This window comes from Microbulbifer sp. CnH-101-G (genome assembly GCF_052466775.1).
The window spans coordinates 1,990,822-2,013,645 of record NZ_CP174292.1; the positions used below are offsets into that span (position 1 = coordinate 1,990,822).

Here is a 22,824-nt window from a genome sequence, read left to right on the forward strand (position 1 = left end):
TTTTACCCTGAGTGAAGCCATCTAAGCAGTTGGCATTAGATCTATCAAGGTGGTTACTTGGAATGCTATTCCTACCTCTGTAAAACTGATCTGCTCACATAATGAGTGGCTCATCATTAGCTAGCTCCTTTCAACATGAACAGCTCCGAAAGGAAGGCCCATTGATCACCTCTTGATCACTGGGTACTCATAGGTAGGCTTGTACTCAACTGATGAAGCTCCAAATCATCACTTCTTCCACGCCAAAACTCTCCTAAGCAACCTCCTCTAAACGCTCCTGAAGTGCCAAACTGTCATGGGAAAAATACAAATGTACATCCCAAAATCAGACCTATTATTTGGTTGCAAATGAAACCCTCGCCCTATTCTTTGCAGCACAGTAGGATAAGTCATCCGCCTGCAGGTGCAGAGCGGCACTAAGGAACAGAGTAATCAGAAGACGCTATGACTACACAGCAGTTCGACGACCTGAATGTCGTCTCCCAGGAAGTCCTGATCAGCCCGGAGATGCTGAAAGCAGAGCTCCCCATTAGCGATGCAGCCGAGGCGACCGTCGCCAAAGGGCGCAGCGCCGTGCGTGATATCCTCGATCGCAAAGACCACCGCTTGATGGTGGTTATCGGACCTTGCTCCGTTCACGATGTGGACGCCGCAATGGATTATGCCAAGCGCCTGAAAGCGGTGGCTGACAAGGTTTCCGATACCCTGCTGATTGTAATGCGAGTCTATTTCGAAAAGCCGCGCACCACAGTTGGCTGGAAGGGCCTGATCAACGATCCCCACTTGAATGATTCCTTCAAGATTGAGGAAGGCCTGCATATTGGCCGCAAACTACTTTTAGATGTCGCCGAGCTGGGGCTGCCCACTGCTACCGAGGCGCTGGACCCAATCTCTCCACAGTACCTTCAGGATCTGATCTCCTGGTCTGCCATTGGCGCTCGCACCACCGAATCCCAGACACACCGTGAAATGGCCAGCGGCCTTTCCTCTGCCGTAGGCTTTAAGAATGGTACCGATGGCGGCTTGGAAGTGGCGATTAATGCCTTGCAATCTGTCGCTAATCCCCACCGATTCCTGGGTATCAACAAGCGCGGCCAGGTGGCCATTATTCACACTTCCGGTAACTCTTATGGCCACGTGGTGCTGCGCGGTGGTAATGACAAGCCAAATTACGATTCGGTCAGTGTCGCTATGTGTGAACAGGAGCTGCGTAGCGCCGGAATTACCCCCAATATCATGGTCGACTGCAGCCACGCCAACTCCAATAAAAACCACGAACTACAGCCCCTAGTGGTAGATAATGTGACCCACCAGATTCTTGATGGCAACCAATCAATTATTGGCATTATGGTGGAGAGTAACCTGAAAGCCGGTAACCAAAAGATTCCCGCCAATCTGGATGACCTGGAATACGGCGTCTCTGTTACCGACAAGTGTATCGATTGGGAAACCACGGAATCTCTATTAATGGGGATGGCAGAGCAATTGCGGGAACCTCTTCAGGGTCGAACAGGCCAATTTTGATCTTCTAGGGGGTTAATAACCCCCACTCTCCTTTTTTGGCAGAATTTTATTCCTAATAATTACTGCAAAACCAACCCAATATCCCCAAACCGCACCTGGGCATCTAACCCATCTAAAACTCACCGAGAGGCTGACAAAGGAGCGCGGTGAGAGTATTCTCACCTTCGCAAAAGCCCTTAGGGAGAGATCTTCCCATTTTTTCCATCCATTATGGATAAAAATTCTGTGTATGCCCGGCGTACCCAGAAAGCTTTTAGGATAGAAGCAATAAAATGGAACTGCAGTCTAATAGAATAATTACTTACATACTGGGTGGTTTTGTACTGATTTGGCTGTTTGTGAGCCTTAGCTTTGCCTTAGACACTGGCTCCATCTTCGCCTGGGCCGCCACAGCCGTACTCTGCCTGCTCGCCGTAATCACATTCTCTTTTAAAAAGAGTCACTACATTGATTTAGAGAGTAAACAATATATATCTAAAAACCAGATCCTCTGGCACAGCTGGACTGAAAAAAAATCTCTCACAATTTTCAAGGGATTTAAAATAATCCCTTACTCCCGCCATTCCAAAGAGAACAGTAGAAGCGAAACCAGCTATCAGGTAGTTCTTGTCTTCAAATACGCGAAATCTCATGAGGGCATTATGGTAAGGGCTTTTCACAGCCGAGGAGAGGCAAAAAATTATCTAAATGTACTAGAACATAGAACAGGGCTTCCATTGTTAGCCTAAAATCAGCCCGTAAATACCGCTCACTTTCTTGAAAAAACCCACCTGAATCACCACCAACAAAACATCATGATTCTTTTCCTAGAATTGGTGACCCATTTCAGAAATTCTTAAACTAGCAACGATTTTATTTAGCCGTCATGAGATTTAGTTCTCGATTAGCTCTCTCAAGGCAAGTATCTTCGTCGTTACGAGGTACCCATTATGGAACCCTTAGAGTGGGACATGTCCTCTACAACCATTGTCCGCAAGCTCAGTGAAGATGCTGAGCAGGCCACATTTCCCCCACCCCATCTGGATAAGGTGAAGCAAGGGGAACTGTTAAAATTTCATGCCCATATCAATGTGGAGCAAATGCCCCAGGGTCATCACCTGAAGAAAGCTACCATTTTTTCCAATGTACCCAATGGAGGAACCTGGGAGCTAATATGTGATGAGGGAACTGCGGTTGGAGGTCGTGGGAGCGCCCCATCTCCAATTATGTATTTCTCTGCTGGGCTAGCGCTTTGCATGATGTCTCACGTAGAAATGCTGGCACAGCTATCTGGCATTCATCTGAAGAAAGTAAAACTTGAACAAAAGACTGAATTTTCAACCACCTTAAATTTTGGTGGAATTGAACCCGAGAAGGTATTCGGCAAGGGAGAACGAGTAGAAATTCACCTGATGATCGAAAGCGATGAGACCAAGGAAAAACTTGTGGAGTTTGCCCACTGCTGTCGGCAAGCCTGTATGTCACTACAAACGGTAGCTAATGCCACACCAGTCACTACCTCCCTCTACCTTAACAGCAAGGCTATAACCTTTGAGTGAATAACACCATCTATTAAACCTGCAGGTGAACGCTTTAAATACAATGATTTTCAGAGCAAACTCTTAAAACTGTAGCCCTTTCTTTTTATATCAGGTAAAAGCACAGAAGGGCCTGGCGTGCCTTGCGGCAGAGGGATGTCAGGCTGGGTTAGGGCTTGATTAAGGGGTTAAGTAGCTCGTAGTAAGCTTTCCCTTACCTCTTTCTTAGATCTTCTAGGATATTTTTACAAAAGGATGTGACTCAGCTGCAACAATTACTTAAAGGCTCAATGGATAAGCTAACAAGCAACTCAAAAAAGCCTTGAAACCACTTTCATCAATATGCCTATAAAACCCCTCTAGGGTTGACCCTGATCCCTGGCCCTTTAACATGAAATTTTCAACTAAAAAAATAGGAGCGAATAATGAGCAATGAAAATACCAGCCGATCCTCAAGCCCTCAAAAACTCGACTAGCCGGATATCGCCCTTCAATCTAGCCCTATCTCACTGGCCCTATCTCACTGGCCCTATCTCACTGGCCCTATCTCACTGGCCCTATCTCACTGGCCCTATCTCACTGGCCCTTTCTCAGCCCCCACAAACTCTTTAAGGTCCCGGAAAAAGCCAGAGAAACACTTAACGAAGAAATAACTCCTAAAAAGCAATTAAAAACACAACCCATGGAGCGCAATAACTCCCCAAGCGCAACCTCATACCTACAAGATCAAAACGATGGGCACAATCAGTTTTTTAGTGAGTAGCCAATACGAAACTCATACAAATCTGTTGTTATTACCTAGGCTTCCAAGTGGAATTTTTATTCCATAAGAATGACCCCAGATAGAGTAGGTTTTGCACCCTCTAAAAATAACAGAAAATTTTACTATTGGTTTATTTTTCTTTATTTCGTTGAAGTCTTTAAAACCTATGGTGAAGCAACCGAAACTTCCAATAGACCACATTGGGACACAACACACATTTGAGTAGACTTGTTGCCAAGTTGGGAGAAGGAGAAATGTTATGCGATATTTATTTTCAATGATCTTGTTGTTCTCTCTTGCGGGATATGGTGTAGCCCAAGAGCGACTTTCTCAGTTGCCAGCTGGCTCTTCACCGGTGCAAATACTTGGTAAGACTTACTATCAAAGTGGTAACACGTTCTATGCCTTTAATGAGCAGGGCCGTTATTTTTACCCGGTAAATCCGCCCACCCGTATCCGTCAGTATGAGCAACCGAGAAGCATGTATTGGCGCGATTCTCGCCCCCGCTATTATTCACGTGGCACACCTAGCTACTATTGGCGCAGTTCGCCTAACTACTATTGGCGCGGTACTATGCCTCGTAACTACGGCCTAACTCGCGACCAGATTGAAGGTTGTATGAATTTCGCGGCAGACAAGGCTAATGCCAACCATGCGAACGGTGGTAAGGTTTATATCCGCGAATATAATCAGTGCATCAGTAATTATCGCTAACATAGTTAGACAACTGATGACGCATTGACAGAGTTTCTTGAGAAACTCGAAGGGGCCGCAAGGCCCCTTTCCTGTTGATACCGGATGCCCGAAATATATCTCATTCTTTCACTATCTTTCCGGGGCCCTGAAGTAGAAATGTCACCTTATTCTCAGCAGAACTTGCCGGAGCAATGGTTCGTTTCTTTCCGCCCCTATCAGGCAGTTTTCTCTCTCTTCATTTTCTTTCTCTACTCATTCTTTCTTTACACTATGCTTGCCCTGCCTAAGAACCCAAATCTTGCCGACCATAAGACTGGAGAGCACTATGTCCGCCAATCATAAAGCGACATCTAAAAAGTTACTCGAACTATGGGGGGACAACACCCCACATGAAGCCTCTGATTATTTATCTGCCAATTACAAAAACCACCAAATGCCAGATGCCTCTGGCGGCACTTCAACAGATACGCTAGAAGAGTGGCAAGACTTAGTGAAGGAATTTCACAATAGCTTCTCCGATGTGAAAATGGAGATTTTACTGCAAGTTGCAGAGGGTGATTATGTATGTACCCGTTGGCGCATCACGGCTACTCACACAGGTAAATTCATGCAGTATGAGGCCACCAATAAAACCAGCAGCTGGACAGGCACCCATACCGACCGATACGAAGGTGGAAAGATGGTAGAAAGTTGGGTGGATTGGGATAAATACTCCTTCCTTGAAGAGCTGGGGCTGATCAAGTAAACCCGACTAAACTAAAACCTCGGATCTGACGAATGCGAATTCGGGGTTTTAGTAAGATGCCGACCTCATCGAATGACTACCAACATTAAGCTGCCATGACAAAAGTTCTTGTTACTGGATTTGAACCCTTTGGCCATACCCCAGTCAATCCGGCAGAATCCGTGATGCGGGTGCTCGACGGCACCCGTATCGGCAGCGCTGAAATCTACGGACTGCTGGTACCAAATAACTTCTTCGAAAGTATTGATGTTGTGACCGCTGCAATAGGAGAGCTTCGCCCACAAGTAGTGGTGATGCTCGGTGAATATGCAGGCCGCGCGGTCATTTCGGTAGAGAGAATCGCACAAAATTTAAATGACTCAACACGCTACCAACTGAAGGATAATCGGGGGGTTGAAATGCAGGGTGAGCCCACCATTCCCAACGGCCCTGTTGCTTATCGCAGCAACCTCCCCCTTCGAGCTATGGTGAAAGCGATGCGCAGTGCCGGTGTTCCGACAGACATTTCAGACACCGCCGCCACCTTCTGCTGCAATCACCTGATGTATGGAGTACTTCACCACATTATTACCAATCAGCTGGAAATTCGCGCAGGCTGGATACACCTCCCTCAATTACCACAAGTAGCGGCGTTAGCAGAAAATATTGGTACCCCCAGCATGGCCAGGGAAACAGCCGCTCTCGGAGTACATGCCGGTATTGAAGCCGCACTGGAGCACACTGAGGATATTGATGAAGCCATTTTATCCAAGCCGCAGATTTAAAATGCCTTAACCTCAACCAATCCCAATTCTAAATCCAAATACTTGCGGAGCCAGCAGCAAAGAATTGGCAGCTCTGGTAGCCAGCATTCATGAACCGGCGTGGTTTTCAATTAAGGCTCAATCACACCGAGCCCTCGTCCCCCGCCAGCCTTTGACTCGGCGCCCCTTATAACTTCTCCTGCCCAGCCGCTATAATCGTTCCCCATGTCAGAGTTACCTATTTATTCCGCCCTACCCGAGTTACTGCAAAGCCTGAATAAGCACAACAATGTGGTGCTGCAGGCTCCACCAGGTGCCGGTAAGACCACTGTTGTTCCCCTTGCCCTGCTCGACACCGACTGGCTGGGCCAGCGCAATATCATTATGTTGGAGCCCCGTCGTCTGGCTGCACGCACCGCCGCGGCACGCATGGCTGCCCAGCTTGGAGAGAAGCTGGGTGAAACTGTGGGTTACCAGGTACGCGGGGAGCGCCGCCTGAGTGCGAAAACCCGCATCCTGGTTGTTACCGAAGGTATTCTTACCCGACTTTTGCAGTCTGACCCCGAACTGTCAGAAACCGCACTGGTTATTTTTGATGAGTTTCATGAACGCAGTCTGCAGGCAGACCTGTCCCTGGCACTGTGCCTGCAATCCCAGGAGTATCTGCGCGAAGATTTGAAGCTGCTGGTAATGTCAGCAACCCTGGAAACCGAGGCAGTAGCCAGGGTGCTCGGCGGTGCGCCAGTGGTCAGCAGTGAGGGGCGCAGCTTCCCCGTACATATCGATTACCTTGACCAGCGGGAGGAGCCCGAAGATCACCGCTCTGTGCCCGCGCTCATGAGCCGCAAGATTCTCGAAGCGCTACGTAAAGAGGCAGGCAGTGTGCTCGCATTCCTTCCGGGAGTGGCAGAGATTCGCAAGGTGGAGGAGCTACTGCGCGAACAACTCGCCTCTGTGAGTGATCTCAAACCAGATAGCATTATTCTCGCCCCGCTCTATGGAGATTTGACCCGCGAACAGCAGGATCAGGCCATCTCTCCGGCCGCGCCTGATCAACGCAAAGTGGTACTGGCAACCAATGTGGCAGAGACCAGCCTGACCATTGAAGGGATTCGCATCGTTGTGGATTCCGGCTTAATGCGGGAGTCTCGCTTCGATCCCAACAGCGGCATGAATCGGCTGGAGACCTGCCGAATCTCCCAGGCCTCTGCGACCCAGCGTAGCGGCCGCGCCGGACGCCTTAGCGAAGGGCACTGCCTGCGCCTATGGACCGAGGGACGCCAGCGCAGCCTCAGTGGCAAGACCACACCGGAGATTCTACGCAGTGATTTGGCCCCGCTGGCACTGGAGCTGGCCCAGTGGGGAGTCAGTGATCCCACCGATCTTTGCTGGCTGAACCTTCCCCCCGCAGGCCCTCTGGCCCAAGCCCAAGCCCTTTTACAACAACTGGGAGCCCTCGACCAAGAGTTTCGCATCACTCAACACGGCAGTGCCATGCTTACCCTTGGCTGCCACCCGCGCCTCGCCCATATGATGCTTCGCAGCCTCGATTGGCAGCTATCGCAACAGGCCTGCCTGCTGGCGGCACTGCTTTCTGAGCGGGATATCTTCCGCGGTGAAGCGCGCTGGGATAGAGATATCAGCAAGCGTATCGAGGTACTGCAAGGCCTTGCCAAAGGCCAAAGTATCGACCGCGGTGCGGTGCAACGAATCCGCCAGCAGGCCAAAACCTGGCAAACTCAATTACAGAATGTCGAAGCGCAAGAGCCACAAAATAGCGAAAGTATTGACCAAGCCGACGCGATAGGAGCGCTACTGGGGCTTGCCTACCCCGATAGGATCGCAAAAAGCCGCAACGACAGTGGGCGCCGTTTCCTACTCTGTAGTGGCCGAGGGGCACATTTTTCCCACGACGATGCCCTCACGCTGAACGACTTCCTCGTTATTGCCGAACTGGATGGCCAGGGCCGCGATGCGCGAATACAGCTAGCCGCCCAAATTTCAGAGAGTGCGATACACCGCTGCTTTGCTGACCAAATTGAACGAAGTACCGCTATTCGCTGGGACGATGCGGCCGGGCGTGCAGAGGCCCTGGAGCAGGTCACACTGGGCAAACTGGTGTTGCAACAACAAGTAGCTAAAAATATTCCAGCAGAATTATTGAGCCGGGCACTACTCGATGCCATTCGCCAGAAAGGACTCTCACTACTGCCCTGGAGTAAAGAAGCCCTGCAGTTTCGCGCAAGGGTGGAATTTTTGCGAACAGAGGAAAGTGGTCAATCTCTACTGGGAGACACTCCGCTACCCGACTGGAGTGATGTTGCGCTATTGCAGGAACTTGAGAACTGGCTACTTCCACACCTAAGTGGCTTCAATAAGTTAGAGCAGCTCAAGCAGTTGGACCTGCTCAATATTCTGCGCATACAGCTCGATTGGGCCCATGTTCAACAGATTGATGAGCTGGCTCCCAGCCACTACACCGTACCCAGCGGTTCGCGCATTGCTATCGACTATGAGGCATCCCCGCCAATCCTGGCCGTGCGCCTACAGGAACTCTTTGGTCTGGCACAGACTCCGGCAGTTTTGCACGGGCGCTACCCACTGATGATTCACCTGCTTTCTCCGGCTCGCCGCCCGGTTCAGATCACCCGCGACCTGGCTAATTTTTGGGCAAGCACTTACGAAGAGGTCAAAAAAGAATTGCGGATCAAATACCAGAAGCACTACTGGCCAGATGACCCCCGCACCGCGGTCGCCACCAACAAGACCAAAAAGAGAATGGACAACCCCAGGGACTCCTAAGCGTCCCAAAACAGACCTTTTCACCCCCGTTAAGCAGTTATTCAGCAATCACCCACTAAGTTGCAGCAATTTAAGTTGGCGTTTGATAATGGGGAACAATATCTGTACTTTTCTGCCAATAGATTACTAACAGACAGAACATCTAAACTTACCCATACATCTAGTTGGAGAACGACCTTGCACCGGAAGCTAGCACTATTTTTCAGCCCACTACTCTTTCTCGGCTGTAGTGATGATTTACCCGACATCATTATCCCCGCAAATATCGATTACGATCAGGAAATGCGCCTATTTGTGGAGGATATCAGCGACTACGCAAAGGGCCTCAACCGAGACTTTATTATCGTCCCGCAAAACGGTATTGAGCTGATCACCACCAATACCAAGGCTAATGGCCCGGTAGATGAAGCCTATGTGGATTCTACCGATGGCATCGCCCAGGAGGCGGTCTTCTTTGGGCAGGATGGTAAGGTAGACCAACCCACCAGCAAAACTGAAAGCGAGCGCCTGCAGGACTATCTCAACTTGGCTAAGGATGAAGGCCGCGAAATCCTGGTGACCGATTACGCCTATAGCGAAGACAAGGTTAAAGAGTCTTACGAGGAGAACGAGAAAGCCGGCTACGTCTCCTTCGCCGCCGACAATACGCTTCTGAACAATATTCCTTCCTACCCGGAAAAACCTTTCAATGTGAACAATGACGACATTGATAGGTTGGAAGATGTCAAAAATTTCCTCAATATCACCAATACTACAAGCTTCTCCACGCCCCAGGAATTCGTGGACGAGTTATCCGAAACCGACTACGACCTGCTGATTATCGACTTATTCTTTAAGGATGGCTCAACTTATACCGAAGAGCAGATCAAGCAGTTAAAAAAGAAGAACAATGGCGGGGACCGCCTGTTGATGGCCTATGTCAACATTGGCATGGCCCAGAGTAACCGCTACTACTGGCAAAACTCCTGGCCGACCAATCCACCGGCTTGGTTGCTGGACGAGGTTCCCAATGAATCGGGCAACTATTACGTGGAGTACTGGAAAGCCGGCTGGCAGGACATTATCTATGGCAACAACAGCTCCTATATCTTCAAGATCGTAGATGCGGGCTTCGATGGTGCTTATATGGATGGCATCGACGTTTTTGAGTATTTCGATTCCCTCGAAACCGAGGAATAAGCGTAAATTTCGCTTTATTGGTGCCTAAATCTCCACCCACCAACTGGATGGGTGGAGATTAGGAATCAGGCTGGCTGGGAATCCTTGTACTGAGTCACATACTGGGACAGGCGGCCGGACATCTCTTCCGCCAGCTTCTGCAGGGCGTTGAGGGGACGTATCATCACCTCAAACTCCACGATCTTGCCATTCTCATCAAAGCGAATGATATCCAACCCCTTAAGGCTCTTATCGCCGATGCTGGCCTTAAACTCCAAAGCCAGATCGCGGCCTGACTCAGTGGTGAAGCTGCGATCGTATTCAAAGCTTTCAAATACCTGCATCACCGTATTGAGTATCAGGCAGACCGCGGCAGCGCTGTGGTAAGGCTTAAAGAATGCCGGTGAGCGGAATACCGCGTCCTCCGCAACGATCGTAGGCAGGCGACTGAGGTCCCGCTCCGCAACCATCTCGTGCCACAGGGCGATTGACTCCGCTATTGGATTATTGGTATTGCTCATTGAGCATCTCCTGTTCAAGCATGTGTTTTTGTAAAAACTCCCGGCCATCGGCACGACCGAGCTCATAAGTCTTTTGCGCCAATTCGGGATTGGTGTAATCCCAAACACTGATAAACGGCGGCTGCGAGGGTTGCACATAGGTCCAAAGCTGCTCCCCGTGGCGCCTGGTAAAGCAGTTTGGATAGCGGGGATAGCAACGGCTGAGCAGTATCAACACCCTGCCCGTACCACGGTCCAGCCCAGCTACCGGAATATTGTCCACCACCCCGCCATCAAGGACGGGAGCCCCGGACCGGCGCAAACGAGGTGTGAACGGCGGCGTGCAGGACGAGCAGAGAATGAGCTCCACCAACTCCTCAACACTCTGGCAATCCTGTGCGCGGTAGAAGTTCTGCTTAAAGCCAAGGCCCAGGGCTATCTTCGGGTGCAGACTGCGCAGCAAATGCTTATCGGTGTAATAGGCCAATGCGCCAACACCAAATGCCAACCCGGCAGGTAAAAGGCGTGGGGGGTGGACAATACCAATTTGCAGATCGGCGGCCGCGCGCAATGGCTGCATACCATCGCGAAACAGCTCCAACATGGCATTGCGAAAAATCCCGTATTGGGGAAACACCCGCTCTCTCTTTACCAGGTTGCCCCAGTAAGCGTTCTTGCGGTTGGCCGCAAAAGCCGACCAGAAGTGCTCCCGGCCCTCTTCAATTCGCCCCATCAGGATCAGGCTTGCCATCAGCCCGCCAGCGGATACCGCGGTTACCCGCCTCGGCGACAGCCCAATTTCACCGGCAACAGACTCCCAAAAACCTATTTGCCAGGTACAGCGCCCGCCACCACCGGCAAAAACAACCTGATCAAACATGCGTCCCTTTCCTGTTCAATGGGCTAATCACCCTTATAAAGTCTAAAACCGCTCTCCACTTAGGGTACCGCCGCACAAAGCTTATATGCAACTAATTGCATAAGCTAATAGATTCAGCAGGCTAGTGCAACTTGAGGTCTCAGCAACCTAACCATACAAAGTTTTAAAGCCTATCAATAAGCAATAGCGCCCCTGCTCCACCTAGGAAACCAATGAATAAATTCATAATCCTTCAACGAATATTGAAAGTAGAAAACTTTAGATGCAGCACGCCGCACGAATGACCGTAGCTGGCTACAAGATCAATTACAGCAGCGATTATGCTTTGCGACACCTTCAAAAGCCTTATCATTCCTGCGGAGCAGTGCTGGCATGCAAGCCTCTCTGGCAACCAGATGCGTTATGGAACTATTCAGGGGCTTTCTAATCTGTTTCCCATAAGAAGAAAAACAAGTATAAATTAGAAATAAATGATATTATTCAGTACAGGTCAAATTTTACATATAGCTTAAATAGATCTTGAACACACCAAATAAAATGAACCTCGATTTTGAAGCAACAGCAGAGAAGATTTAGTTAATTCACATATTAATTTATCAAGGCAAAAACCAAATCGCCGACCTTGCCCTGAACTTGGAAAACTTCCAACCACCAATCGTTTTAACAGACTTCAACCACATTTAATCAACCTCACCAAAGAACAAAAAAAATAGGATCAACAAGAACGACTGAAATAAATCAATAACAAAGTTAGCCACCCACACGTCTCTCCACTCACAACTTAAATGAATAAGACTCCAAAAGAGAGAACCAGGAAACACACAAGGCAATAAACTATGAAAGTTACAATTTTTGGCGCAAGCGGAAACGTAGGATCAGAATGCTTAAAACAGTGCCTAGAAGAAAATCATGAAGTGACAGCCTTAATCAGAACCCCCCAAAAAATACCTCAAGAGCTTCGCACCAAAGCTACCCTTATTAAAGGAGACGGACTTAAATATGAAGATGTAGAAAGTGCCTTATTCGAAGACACGGATGCCATTTTATTTGCCGTAGGCGTGGACGAAAAAACGTCACCAAGAAATCTATGCACTGACATAACCGAAAACATATTGACTGCCATGAAAAAGAAAAATATCTCTAGATTAATTTGGTGTGGTGGTGGCAGCAACCTCTTACCAGAAGACACAGTTAGTTTTGGAGCAAAATTTGTAAACTGGTATGCAAAAAAATTCCTCCAGCATCGCCACCTAGACAAGGAGAACCAGCTGTCCCTATTAAACAGAAATAAAGATATTAACTGGATTGGAATTCGCCCACTACAAATGGTACCTGGACCAAAAACCACTCAATATCGCCTGGGATTCAATAAATTTGGTCCACTTTCGAAAATCAGCTATGCAGATTGCGCTCATGCCATGGTCAAACAGCTAACAGATGACACATGGATTAATAAATCCCCCATCATTCAATATTGACGGGTCAACTCACACAAAAACAACCAGGGAAAACCCTCAGTATTTTTATCAAATTTGGTAGTATTCTGCTTTCAATCAGGGCCAAGGTTAATTGCCCACCAAATCAACTCATCGAGGCAGAATACAACCTGAGGCTTGTTAAAATATATCACAACCAGCTCCCACTTTGGAAAAATACGTCTACCCAGGATTGCGTAAAAAAATCAAACAACTTCTTCGCAGGAAAACCGCGCCAGCAGGCGCACCCTATGAAACAGCACGTACCCCTAGAGCATATGAAAATGAACTGATAACCCTCGGCAAAAAATCTGAAGATGTATATTGACATTCCCCCCCCCAACTCAAAAAAAAAAAGATACTAACCAGGTTAAAAGTAGATCCTTCCTATCGATACAAGAAAGACATTTTCAGGCATGAAAACCCCACCATCTAGACCAAAATAAAACACTGAGTATTTAGGTCTGCGGGGCATTTAGATAGGGACTCTCCAGTTAACTTCCTTTATATGAAACGATATCTCATGCAGCCCCTAAAGATGGCGCAACCCCACCATTGGCGATCTTAGTGAGCCGGTCAATTAATGCCTTACCATCAGCTCGACCTATCTCCAAAGTCTTGTTAACCGCTTCCGGATTGGTGAAATCCCACACTTTAATCGGCAGAGGTTTAGAGGGCTGAACATAGGTCCAGAGCTGGGCGCCCCGGCGTTGGGTGAAACAATCGGGAAAATTGCGGAAACGATTGGTGAGCAGAATCAGTACCCTGCCCTCTGCAGCATCCAGGCCACCAACCGGAACATTGTCCACGACCCCCCCATCGAGAATTTCCCTGCCATTGAGCTGGAGCCTTGGTGTAAAAGGAGGGGTGCAGGAAGAACTTAGGATTAGGTGCTCCAATTCATCCATATTGCTGCAATCCTGGGCGCGGTAAAAAGTCTGGCGAAATCCGAGCTTGGTTGCTGCCATGGAATGAAGATTGCGGGGGAAGCCTTTGTCGGCATAATAAATTACCGCGCCAAAGGTCAAAGCCAGGGGGCCGTACATCCAGGCGGGCGGATGACTAACTGCCAGACGCAATTCCGCTACCCCCTGCAAGGCCTGTGGACCATTATCGAACAGCTGCCGAATCCCATTGCGGCAAATAGCGTACTGAGGAAAAACCGCTTCCTGCCTAAATAAATTGCCCCAATAAATATTTTTGCGATTGGTGCTAAATACCGAGCGGACGTAATCTACCGCCTCCTGCTCCCTACCAATTAACAGCAAGCCCGCCACCAAGCCACCTGCCGATACGGCACTCACCACTCTGGGGGATAACTGGATTTCATCAACCACAGATTCCCAAAAACCAATCTGCCAGATACAACGGCCGCCACCGCCGGCAAAGACTACCTGATCAAACATGAGCAAACTCCCTTTCACAACCAAGCCACCCTTCCCAAGCTGGCCCTTACCCAATTCCCCCATTAAAAAATATCGTCTGTAGTAACCCTGTATTCCAGAGGGTATTGATGCAGAAGCGCAAAATTACTTCTCTTACATCCCAGTGTAAAAACCGCGCTCCGCTAGCATATTTTGTAAAAATAAACGGCCATCTCGGCGCCCAATTTCATAGGCGCGGATCAGTCCTTCAGGATTAGTGAAATCCCAAACACTGATGGGTGGCGGCTCTGAGGGTTGCACATAAGTCCAGAGCTGCTTGCCCATAGGCTGGGTAAACCAGTCGGGAAATCCTCGGTAGCGGCGGGTCAGCAAAATAAGTACCCGCCCCTCCCCCGGATCGATTCCCTCAACCGGCACATTGTCCACCACCCCGCCATCCAAGGCCTGCCTCCCGGCCAGACTCAACCTTGGAGTGAAGGGTGGAGTGCAAGATGAGCTCAAAATCAGCCGCTCAAATTCACCGACATCGGCACAGTCCTGCGCCCGAAAAAAATCTTGTTTGTAGCCCAGGCGCCGCGCGGCTTTAGGATGCAGTTTGTGCAGTAAATATTTGTTGGAGTAATAAATTGCCCCACCAACGGCCAGTGCCAGTGGCGCCGGCAGCCAAGTGGGCGGTCGGGATACGGCAACCCTGAGTTCAGCTGAAGATTTCAAGTTTTTAAAACGGTCACTAAAAAGCTCTCTAATGCCCTTCTTGTAGATTTCATACTGAGGAAAAACCGGCTCCTTACCCAAGAGGTTTCTCCAATACACATTGCGGCGATTTGCACTGAAAACTGAGGAAAAATAGTCCAGCGAAGTGGTTGCCCTGCCAATCAATATCAGGCCCGCTATCATGGCTCCTGCGGAAACCCCGGTGAGCACTCTCGGTTCGAGCTTTATCTGATCGGCAATCACTTCCCAAAATCCTATTTGCCAGGTACAGCGGCCACCCCCACCGGCAAACACCACCTGGTCAAACATGCCCTAATTTCCCCGCCCAGCGACTATCCAACTTTTCATTTGGCACTTCCCTCAGGGGAGTGTGCCGCCAGGAACGCCTCTCCATCGGCATAACCTGCATCAAAGGCCTGCCACAATCTCTGCGGGTTGGAGAAATCCCATACACTGACCGGCAGAGGTCGGCTGGGTTGTACATAAGTCCACAACTGCTCGCCCTTCTGACAGGTGAAGCAGCTCGGGTATTGCGGATACCTGCGAGTGAGTAAGATCAATACCCGGCTTGGCCCGGGATCGAGTCCGGCAACCGGTACGCTATCCACAATGCCGCCATCCAGTACTTCTGCTCCCCGATGCTGTTGACGGGGCGTAAAAGGCGGTGTGCAGGAGGAAGAGAGAATCAGCCTTTGTAGATCCCCAACATTGCTGCAGTCCCGCACCGAATAAAATGACTGCTGATAACCAAGGCGTCTCGCCGTATTGGGATGAAGCTCACGGGTTAGGAAGGTGTCCGAGTAATCAATTCCCGCCCCAATGATCAGGGCCAGAGGGCCATTCAGCCACTGGGGGGAGTGGCTGACAGCTATACGCAGCTCAGTTGCGGCTCGCAGACGCTCAAAGCCGCCTTCAAACAGTCTGCGCATGCCATTGCGATAAATATGGTGGTGAGGAAAAAGCGGATCTTTGCGAAAGAGATTCCCCCAGTGGATATTGCTGCCGTTCTCCTCGAACGCTTCAGCGAAGTACTCCACCGCATCCAGGGACTTACCCATCAATATCAAGCTGGAAACCATGGCGCCGGCTGAGACGGCACTTACGATCTTGGGCCTAAGCCGAACCCTATCCGCGACAGACTCCCAAAACCCGATCTGCCAGGTACAACGCACTCCACCACCGGCAAATACCACTTGATCGAACATAGAACCTTTTCCCGGCCTGCCCGCTACAACCTGTGGTGCCAGAGCACCCATAGAGCGCCAACCACCTCCACTGAGGCGGGATACCCAACCCAGCGATACATCTTAGGGGGTCTTTAAAATATATACGGGACGGGCAAGGTTCGGGGCGGCTAATGCGCCTTCACACGCTCACTAAGAAGTTGGGTGACAATGACTGGGCGGTAACGTAAAGAAGCGGGATAGCAAGAAAAAAGGCGAAGAGATACTTCGCCTTTTAATCCACTCAACGAGAGAGTGAAGAAGAGAAAAGAGCTATCTTTTAGTAATAAGCCTGAGACTTATCCGTGTGATCGGTAATATCTTTAACGCCGGCTAGCTCGGGGATTTTCTCTTTCAGGGTTTTCTCAACGCCCTCTTTCAAGGTCATATCCACCATGCCGCAGCCCTGACAGCCACCACCAAATTTCAAAATGGCAAACTTGTCCTCTGTGACCTCAACCAGGCTCACCTGGCCACCATGGGCCGCCAGGCTGGGGTTCACCTCATTGAAGAGCACATAGTTGATACGGTCTTCAATGGGGCTGTCATCGGTGATCTTGGGCATGCGCGAGTTGGGCGCGCGGATAGTGAGCTGGCCACCCATTTTGTCGGAGGAGTAGTCAACCCGGGCATCATCCAGGTACGGCACGCTGCGGCCTTCGAAATAGGCCTTGAGACCATTCATCTCCATCATCACATCCTCTGGCTCTTCCTCACCGGGGCGACAGTAGGCAATGCAGGTTTCGGCACTGGGTGTACCGGGGTTGGAGACAAACATACGAATAGCGATTCCCTCGCAGTCCTGCTTGGCCAGCAGCTCTTTCAGGTACTCCTGCGCGGATTCGGTGATGGTGACATTCAGTTCTGACATAAGCCTTCTCAAATAACCGAGCTTCTTTGTCGGGTATTTTACTCTCAGAAGCGCTTGAGTGAAACCGGTGTGTTTTTCGGGAGGCGACAGCCCTTGGCAACCCCCTCCCGAGGATGCCTCAAACGGGAATCATTCCCATCAGAGTTTGCGCCACATCTTCCGAGGAAGCGGGGTTCTGGCCGGTGACCAACTTGCCATCTACAACCACATAGGGTGCCCAATCCTCTTCACTGGAATAGTTGCCGCCGCGATCTTTAAGCATATCCTCCACCAGGAAAGGCACTACATCCACCAGCCCCACCGCTTCCTCCTCGGAGTTGCTAAAGCCGGTGACACTCTTGCCGGAAACCAGGGGATGTCCATCTTTGCGCCGGGTATGGCGAAACACGGCAGGGGCATGACACACGGCGCCTACCGGCTTTCCGTCCCCATAAAACGCTTCAATCAGGGCAATGGAGTCCTTGTCCTCTGCAAGATCCCACAGGGGACCATGACCTCCGGGATAGAAAACCGCATCGAAGTCCGACGCTTTCACATCCGCAAGCTTACCGGTATTGGCCAGCGCCTGCTGGGCTTCAGGGTCCTGGCGGAAACGCAGCGTGGCGTCGGTCTGGGAGTCTGGCTCGTCACTTTTGGGGTCCAGTGGCGGTTGCCCTCCCTTGGGAGAGACCAGGGTAACTTCCGCCCCGGCATCCTTGAAGGTGTAGTAAGGCGCGGCAAACTCCTCCAGCCAAAAACCGGTTTTCTTGCCGGTATCGCCCAACTTATCGTGTGATGTCAGAACCACTAATATTTTCATCGGCGACCTCCCTGGTGCCCTTTAATTTATAAAAGCCCGCTCTCAGTCATCGGTGCCCAAGCGCACCACGACCTTGCCAAAATTCTCTCCTTTTAACAGCCCCATCAGGGCTCGGGGTGCTTTTTCCAACCCCTCGACCAAATCTTCGCGGTATTTGATCTTGCCTTCATTAACCCATCGACTCAAACCGGTAATAAAATCACCGAAACGCTCATATTGATCAAAAATAATGAACCCCTCGATTTTCAGACGTTTCGTCAGGACTTCACGCATTAACAGGCTCAGGCGATCCGGGCCTTCAGGCAGGGAAGTGGCGTTGTAATGTGCAACCAGTCCACACACCGGAATCCGGGCAAAGTCATTGAGAAGCGGTAAAACCGCATCAAATACATCTCCCCCCACATTCTCGAAATACACATCCACACCATCCGGACAGGCCTCCTCCAGTTGCTCGGGAAACTCTTCGGCGCGGTGGTTGAGGCAAATATCAAAACCCAGCTCCTCCACCGCGTAGCGGCATTTTTCTGCTCCGCCGGCAATACCAACCACCCGGCATCCTTTTATTTTGCCGATCTGCCCCACGGTGGAACCCACCGGGCCGGTGGCTGCGGCGACAACCAAGGTGTCCCCTGCCTGGGGCTGGCCAATTTCCAACAGTCCGAAATAGGCGGTGATACCCGGCATACCTAAAACGCCAAGGGCATAGGAAGGGTGACTGGGATTTTTACCCAAGTTGACCAAGCCCTCGCCATCGGAGACCGCATAGTCCTGCCAGCCGCAGTAACCCAGCACCCAGTCGCCCTCCTCGAACCCTTCCAGGTGTGACTCAAGCACCCGACTCACGGTACCCCCCACCATAACGCCGCCCAGGGGTACCGGCTCAGCGTAGGACTTGGCATCACTCATACGGCCGCGCATATAGGGGTCCAGAGAGAGGAATACGGTGCGCAACAACACTTCACCACGAGCAGGCTCGGGCAGCCCCACTTCCTCAATACTGAAGTTATCTTCGCTCGGCGCCCCTTCGGGCCGGGCTGCCAATACTACCCGGCGATTCTTATCCTTTGATTGCACGATTTTTTCTCCTTCCTGGAGCCAACCTTTCAATTGGTACAGCCTTCTGTACCATTAGCGAAGCAGGCTCTCCCCTGGGTTTTTATGTCTGTTGAAGGCCAAACTATAGATAGAAATTGCACACCCTTAGTAAAAAATTACCGGTTATTGTGTCGCAGCAGTTTTTATCCATAAATTTAGCCCCTGTTGGCAAGCATCCCTGTGCTAAGATTGATGCCTTTCCCGCCATCGACAAATAAGGATTGGTCAATGTCTGCGCTGTCCCGCAATCAACGTCTGCAGCAACTCAAAGTCGCGCTCACTCAGCGCATCCTGATACTAGACGGCGCTATGGGGACCATGATCCAGCGGGAAAAATTGCAGGAGGAAGATTACCGCGGCGCTCGCTTCGCCGACTTCCACCGGGACCTGAAAGGCAATAACGATCTGTTAAGCATTACCCGCCCAGAGCTGATAGAACAGATCCACCGGCAATATCTGGAAGCCGGCGCCGATATTATCGAAACCAATACTTTTAATGCGACCGAGCTGTCCCAGTCTGACTACGACATGGAACATTTGGTGGTGGAGCTGAACCGCACCTCAGCGGAACTGGCCCGCCTTGCGGCGGACGCCCTCTCCACTCCAGAGCGCCCCCGCTGGGTGGCCGGCGTGATCGGCCCTACCTCGCGCACCGCGAGTATTTCCCCGGACGTCAACGACCCAGGTGCGCGCAATGTGACTTTCAACGAGCTGGTACACAACTATGTGGAAGCCGGCCGCGCCCTGATCGAGGGCGGCAGTGACCTGATCCTGATCGAAACTATCTTCGACACCCTCAATGCCAAGGCAGCTATCTACGCCATGCAGCAGCTGTTTGAGGAACTGGGCTTCGAATTGCCGATTATGATCTCCGGCACCATTACCGATGCTTCTGGGCGTACCCTTTCCGGGCAGACCACCGAGGCGTTTTACTATTCCATCGCCCACGCCAAACCCATTTCCGTTGGCCTTAACTGTGCCCTGGGCGCCACCGAGCTGCGCCCCTATGTAGAGGCTTTATCTGGCGCCTGCGCCACTTATGTTTCCGCACACCCCAATGCCGGCCTGCCCAATGAGTTTGGCGAATACGACGAAACCCCGGAGCAAACCGCGGCGATTGTGGCAGAGTTTGCCCGCAGTGGTTTTATCAATATTCTCGGCGGTTGCTGCGGCACCACGCCGGAACACATCCGCGCCATTGCAGAAGCGGTATCCGATATCCCTCCGCGCCAACTGCCCGAGATCAAACCGGCTTTGCGCCTGTCCGGCCTGGAGCCGTTTGTCGCCGATGAGACCGCCCTCTTCGTCAATGTGGGCGAACGCTGTAATGTCACCGGTTCCGCCCGCTTCAAGCGACTGATTCTGGAAGAGGACTACGATACCGCCCTGCAGGTCGCCGCCGCCCAGGTGGAAGATGGCGCGCAGGTAATTGATTTCAATATGGATGAGGCGATGCTCGATGCGCACGCCGCCATGCGCCGTTTCCTCAACCTCGCTGCCACCGAACCCGATATCGCCAAAGTGCCTTTTATGGTTGACTCCTCCAAGTGGGAGGTGATCGAAGCTGGGCTGCAGTGCATTCAGGGTAAACCCATCGTGAACTCCATCAGCCTCAAGGAAGGCAAAGAGGAGTTTATCGAGAAAGCACAACTATGCCTGCGCTACGGCGCCGCCGTAGTGGTGATGGCCTTTGATGAGCAGGGCCAGGCAGATACTTTTGAGCGCAAGATCGAAATCTGTAAGCGCAGCTACGACGTTCTGGTGAAGGAAGTCGGTTTTAACCCCAGCGACATTATTTTCGACCCCAATATTTTTGCCGTCGCCACTGGCATTGAGGAACACAACAATTACGCGGTGGACTTTATCCAAGCCTGCCGCTGGATTCGTGAGAATCTACCGGGTGCCCAAATCAGTGGGGGCGTCTCCAACGTCTCCTTCTCCTTCCGCGGTAATAACCCGGTGCGCGAGGCCATCCACTCGGTATTCCTATTCCACGCCATCAAGGCCGGCCTGAATATGGGCATCGTCAACGCCGGTCAGCTGGCGGTCTACGATGAGCTTCCTGAAGAGCTGCGGGAGAAAGTGGAAGACGTCATCCTCAACCGCAATGCCGAATCCACCGAAGCCCTGCTGGATATCGCCCCCAAATATATGGGTGAAGGCGGCGGCACCGCGCGCAAAGAAGACTTGAGTTGGCGTGAGCTGCCGGTCAAGGAGCGCCTGGCGCACTCCCTGGTAAAAGGGATCAACAACTATATCGAGGAAGATACTGAAGAGGCACGCGCCAATAGCACTCGCCCCCTGGATGTGATCGAAGGTCCATTGATGGACGGCATGAATATCGTTGGCGACCTGTTTGGCGAGGGCAAAATGTTCCTGCCCCAGGTGGTGAAATCCGCACGGGTGATGAAGCAGGCGGTCGCCTATCTGCAACCATTTATCGAAGCGGAAAAAACCGAGGACAGCCGGCCCAACGGACGTATCCTGATGGCTACGGTTAAAGGCGATGTACACGATATCGGCAAGAATATCGTCGGAGTGGTGCTGGCCTGCAACAATTACGAGGTGATCGACCTCGGCGTGATGGTGGCCGCAGAAACTATTTTGCAAACCGCCCGGGAAAAGAACTGCGACATTATCGGCCTATCCGGTTTGATCACCCCCTCCCTCGATGAGATGGTGCATGTCGCCGCAGAAATGGAACGCCAGAAGTTTGATATTCCGCTGCTGATTGGTGGTGCCACCACTTCCAAGGCACACACCGCAGTGAAAATTGATCCCCAGTTCAATCGCAACCAGGTGGTCTATGTAGCGGATGCCTCCCGCGCCGTGGGGGTGGCCAGCAGTTTAATTTCTGATGAACTGCGCCCGGCCTTTGTTGAAAAGGTCCGCGCCGAATACGAAAAGGTGCGCACCCGCACCGCCAATAGAAAGCGCAACGACACCCGCCTTACCTATGCGGAAGCCCGCGATAGCGCCCCTGAGTTCGACTGGCAGAATTACCAACCCGTAAAGCCCAAAAAACTGGGCATCACAGTGATCGATGATTTTCCCCTGGAAAACCTGCTCGACACTCTGGATTGGACACCGTTCTTTTTATCCTGGGACCTGGCGGGTAAATACCCGGCAATCCTCAAGGACAAAGTGGTCGGTGAGGCTGCCAGCGATCTCTATCACAATGCCCAGCGCCTGCTGAAAGAGATGATTGCCAAGAAGCAGCTGCGCGCCCGCGCCGTGTTCGGCCTCTGGCCCGCCAACAGTGTCGGCGACGATATTATCGTGTACAAAGATGAAGAGCGCAGCGACGAGCTGGCGCGCCTGCACCATATTCGCCAGCAGGTGCATAAAATGGGCGGCGACGGTCTGTGCCGCTCCCTGGCGGATTTTGTCGCCCCACTGGATTCAGGCTATCTCGATTATGTCGGCGGCTTCGCGGTAACCACCGGCATCGGTGCCGACGAATTGGCGCAGAGTTACGAAGCCAAACACGACGATTACAACGCGATTATGGTGAAAGCCCTGGCAGACCGGCTGGCAGAATCCTTTGCCGAAACCCTGCACCGCCAGGTACGCAAGGAATACTGGGGCTATGCGGCGGATGAAGAATTGAGCAATGAACAGCTGATCAAAGAAGCCTACCAGGGTATTCGCCCTGCGCCCGGCTATCCCGCCTGTCCGGACCATTCGGAAAAGGCTACGCTGTTCAAACTATTGAGTGCCGAAGAAAATGCCGGGGTCAGCCTGACCGAGCATTTCGCCATGATGCCGGCGGCCGCAGTGAGCGGCTGGTACTTCGCCCACCCGCAGGCCAAATACTTTAATGTCGGTAAAATCGGTCGGGACCAGCTGCAAAGTCTGGCCAAGCGCAAAGGAATTAGTGAACAGGAACTGGAGCGCTGGCTGCGCCCAAATCTCGAAGAGTGAGGATCCCCC

At 51.3% G+C, this 22,824-nt stretch carries 18 protein-coding genes; 10 read left to right on the top strand and 8 right to left on the bottom strand.

Features of this window, described 5'->3' with window-relative positions:
- Positions 1-444 precede the first annotated feature (444 nt).
- From ACJJID_RS08770 to ACJJID_RS08805, 8 genes are all read left to right on the top strand, one after another.
- A complete protein-coding gene (locus tag ACJJID_RS08770) occupies positions 445-1,524 on the top strand; it encodes a 3-deoxy-7-phosphoheptulonate synthase (RefSeq protein ID WP_444922387.1) in 1,080 nt (359 codons plus the stop codon).
- A 272-nt stretch (positions 1,525-1,796) separates the two neighbouring features.
- Positions 1,797-2,252, top strand: a complete 456-nt coding sequence (locus tag ACJJID_RS08775; RefSeq protein ID WP_444922388.1) for a hypothetical protein — start codon at positions 1,797-1,799, stop codon at positions 2,250-2,252.
- 201 nt (positions 2,253-2,453) lie between these two features.
- Positions 2,454-3,062: an OsmC-related (seleno)protein gene (locus ACJJID_RS08780; RefSeq protein ID WP_444922389.1), complete on the top strand. Its 609-nt coding sequence runs from the start codon at positions 2,454-2,456 to the stop codon at positions 3,060-3,062.
- Between the two features lie 1,001 nt (positions 3,063-4,063).
- A complete protein-coding gene (locus ACJJID_RS08785; protein WP_152453820.1) occupies positions 4,064-4,519 on the top strand; it encodes a hypothetical protein in 456 nt (151 codons plus the stop codon).
- A gap of 307 nt (positions 4,520-4,826) precedes the next feature.
- Positions 4,827-5,246, top strand: a complete 420-nt coding sequence (locus ACJJID_RS08790) for an ester cyclase (RefSeq protein ID WP_152453821.1) — start codon at positions 4,827-4,829, stop codon at positions 5,244-5,246.
- Between the two features lie 95 nt (positions 5,247-5,341).
- Positions 5,342-6,010: a pyroglutamyl-peptidase I gene (gene pcp / locus ACJJID_RS08795; RefSeq protein ID WP_444922390.1), complete on the top strand. Its 669-nt coding sequence runs from the start codon at positions 5,342-5,344 to the stop codon at positions 6,008-6,010.
- 204 nt (positions 6,011-6,214) lie between these two features.
- On the top strand, positions 6,215-8,791 hold the full coding sequence (hrpB, locus tag ACJJID_RS08800) for an ATP-dependent helicase HrpB (RefSeq protein WP_444922391.1): 2,577 nt from the start codon (positions 6,215-6,217) through the stop codon (positions 8,789-8,791).
- Between the two features lie 177 nt (positions 8,792-8,968).
- Positions 8,969-9,970 (top strand): endo alpha-1,4 polygalactosaminidase, encoded by a 1,002-nt coding sequence (locus ACJJID_RS08805; RefSeq protein WP_444922392.1) that lies wholly within the window; start codon positions 8,969-8,971, stop codon positions 9,968-9,970.
- Between the two features lie 65 nt (positions 9,971-10,035).
- On the opposite strand, the gene ACJJID_RS08810 is transcribed toward ACJJID_RS08805, so the two are convergent.
- Together ACJJID_RS08810 and ACJJID_RS08815 are read right to left on the bottom strand one after the other, a co-directional pair.
- Positions 10,036-10,470: a nuclear transport factor 2 family protein gene (locus ACJJID_RS08810; RefSeq protein WP_152453825.1), complete on the bottom strand. Its 435-nt coding sequence runs from the start codon at positions 10,468-10,470 to the stop codon at positions 10,036-10,038.
- Entirely contained in the window at positions 10,454-11,329 is an 876-nt protein-coding gene (locus tag ACJJID_RS08815; RefSeq protein WP_444922393.1) for a patatin-like phospholipase family protein, read from the bottom strand. The genes ACJJID_RS08810 and ACJJID_RS08815 overlap by 17 nt, the downstream gene beginning before the upstream one ends.
- Positions 11,330-12,165: 836 nt before the next feature.
- On the opposite strand from ACJJID_RS08815, the gene ACJJID_RS08820 reads away from it, so the two are divergent.
- Positions 12,166-12,807, top strand: a complete 642-nt coding sequence (locus ACJJID_RS08820; protein WP_444922394.1) for an NAD(P)-dependent oxidoreductase — start codon at positions 12,166-12,168, stop codon at positions 12,805-12,807.
- A 518-nt stretch (positions 12,808-13,325) separates the two neighbouring features.
- Here the strand turns inward: ACJJID_RS08820 and ACJJID_RS08825 are convergent.
- The 6 genes from ACJJID_RS08825 to ACJJID_RS08850 form a co-directional block, all read right to left on the bottom strand.
- Positions 13,326-14,210, bottom strand: coding sequence for a patatin-like phospholipase family protein (locus ACJJID_RS08825; protein ID WP_444922395.1), 885 nt, complete (start codon positions 14,208-14,210; stop codon positions 13,326-13,328).
- A 132-nt stretch (positions 14,211-14,342) separates the two neighbouring features.
- Positions 14,343-15,212 carry a patatin-like phospholipase family protein gene (locus ACJJID_RS08830; RefSeq protein WP_444922396.1) on the bottom strand — a complete coding sequence of 290 codons (870 nt, stop codon included), beginning with the start codon at positions 15,210-15,212 and terminating at the stop codon, positions 14,343-14,345.
- A gap of 35 nt (positions 15,213-15,247) precedes the next feature.
- Positions 15,248-16,108 (bottom strand): patatin-like phospholipase family protein, encoded by an 861-nt coding sequence (locus ACJJID_RS08835; RefSeq protein ID WP_444922397.1) that lies wholly within the window; start codon positions 16,106-16,108, stop codon positions 15,248-15,250.
- Positions 16,109-16,406: 298 nt separating this feature from the next.
- Positions 16,407-16,997, bottom strand: coding sequence for a Fe-S biogenesis protein NfuA (gene nfuA, locus ACJJID_RS08840; protein ID WP_444922398.1), 591 nt, complete (start codon positions 16,995-16,997; stop codon positions 16,407-16,409).
- Positions 16,998-17,115: 118 nt separating this feature from the next.
- On the bottom strand, positions 17,116-17,796 hold the full coding sequence (locus ACJJID_RS08845; protein WP_152453836.1) for a type 1 glutamine amidotransferase domain-containing protein: 681 nt from the start codon (positions 17,794-17,796) through the stop codon (positions 17,116-17,118).
- Between the two features lie 42 nt (positions 17,797-17,838).
- Entirely contained in the window at positions 17,839-18,870 is a 1,032-nt protein-coding gene (locus ACJJID_RS08850) for an NADP-dependent oxidoreductase (protein ID WP_444922399.1), read from the bottom strand.
- Between the two features lie 249 nt (positions 18,871-19,119).
- Here ACJJID_RS08850 and metH point away from each other — a divergent pair, with 249 nt between their 5' ends.
- Positions 19,120-22,815, top strand: coding sequence for a methionine synthase (gene metH, locus ACJJID_RS08855; protein ID WP_444922400.1), 3,696 nt, complete (start codon positions 19,120-19,122; stop codon positions 22,813-22,815).
- The last annotated feature ends 9 nt before the right edge of the window (positions 22,816-22,824 follow it).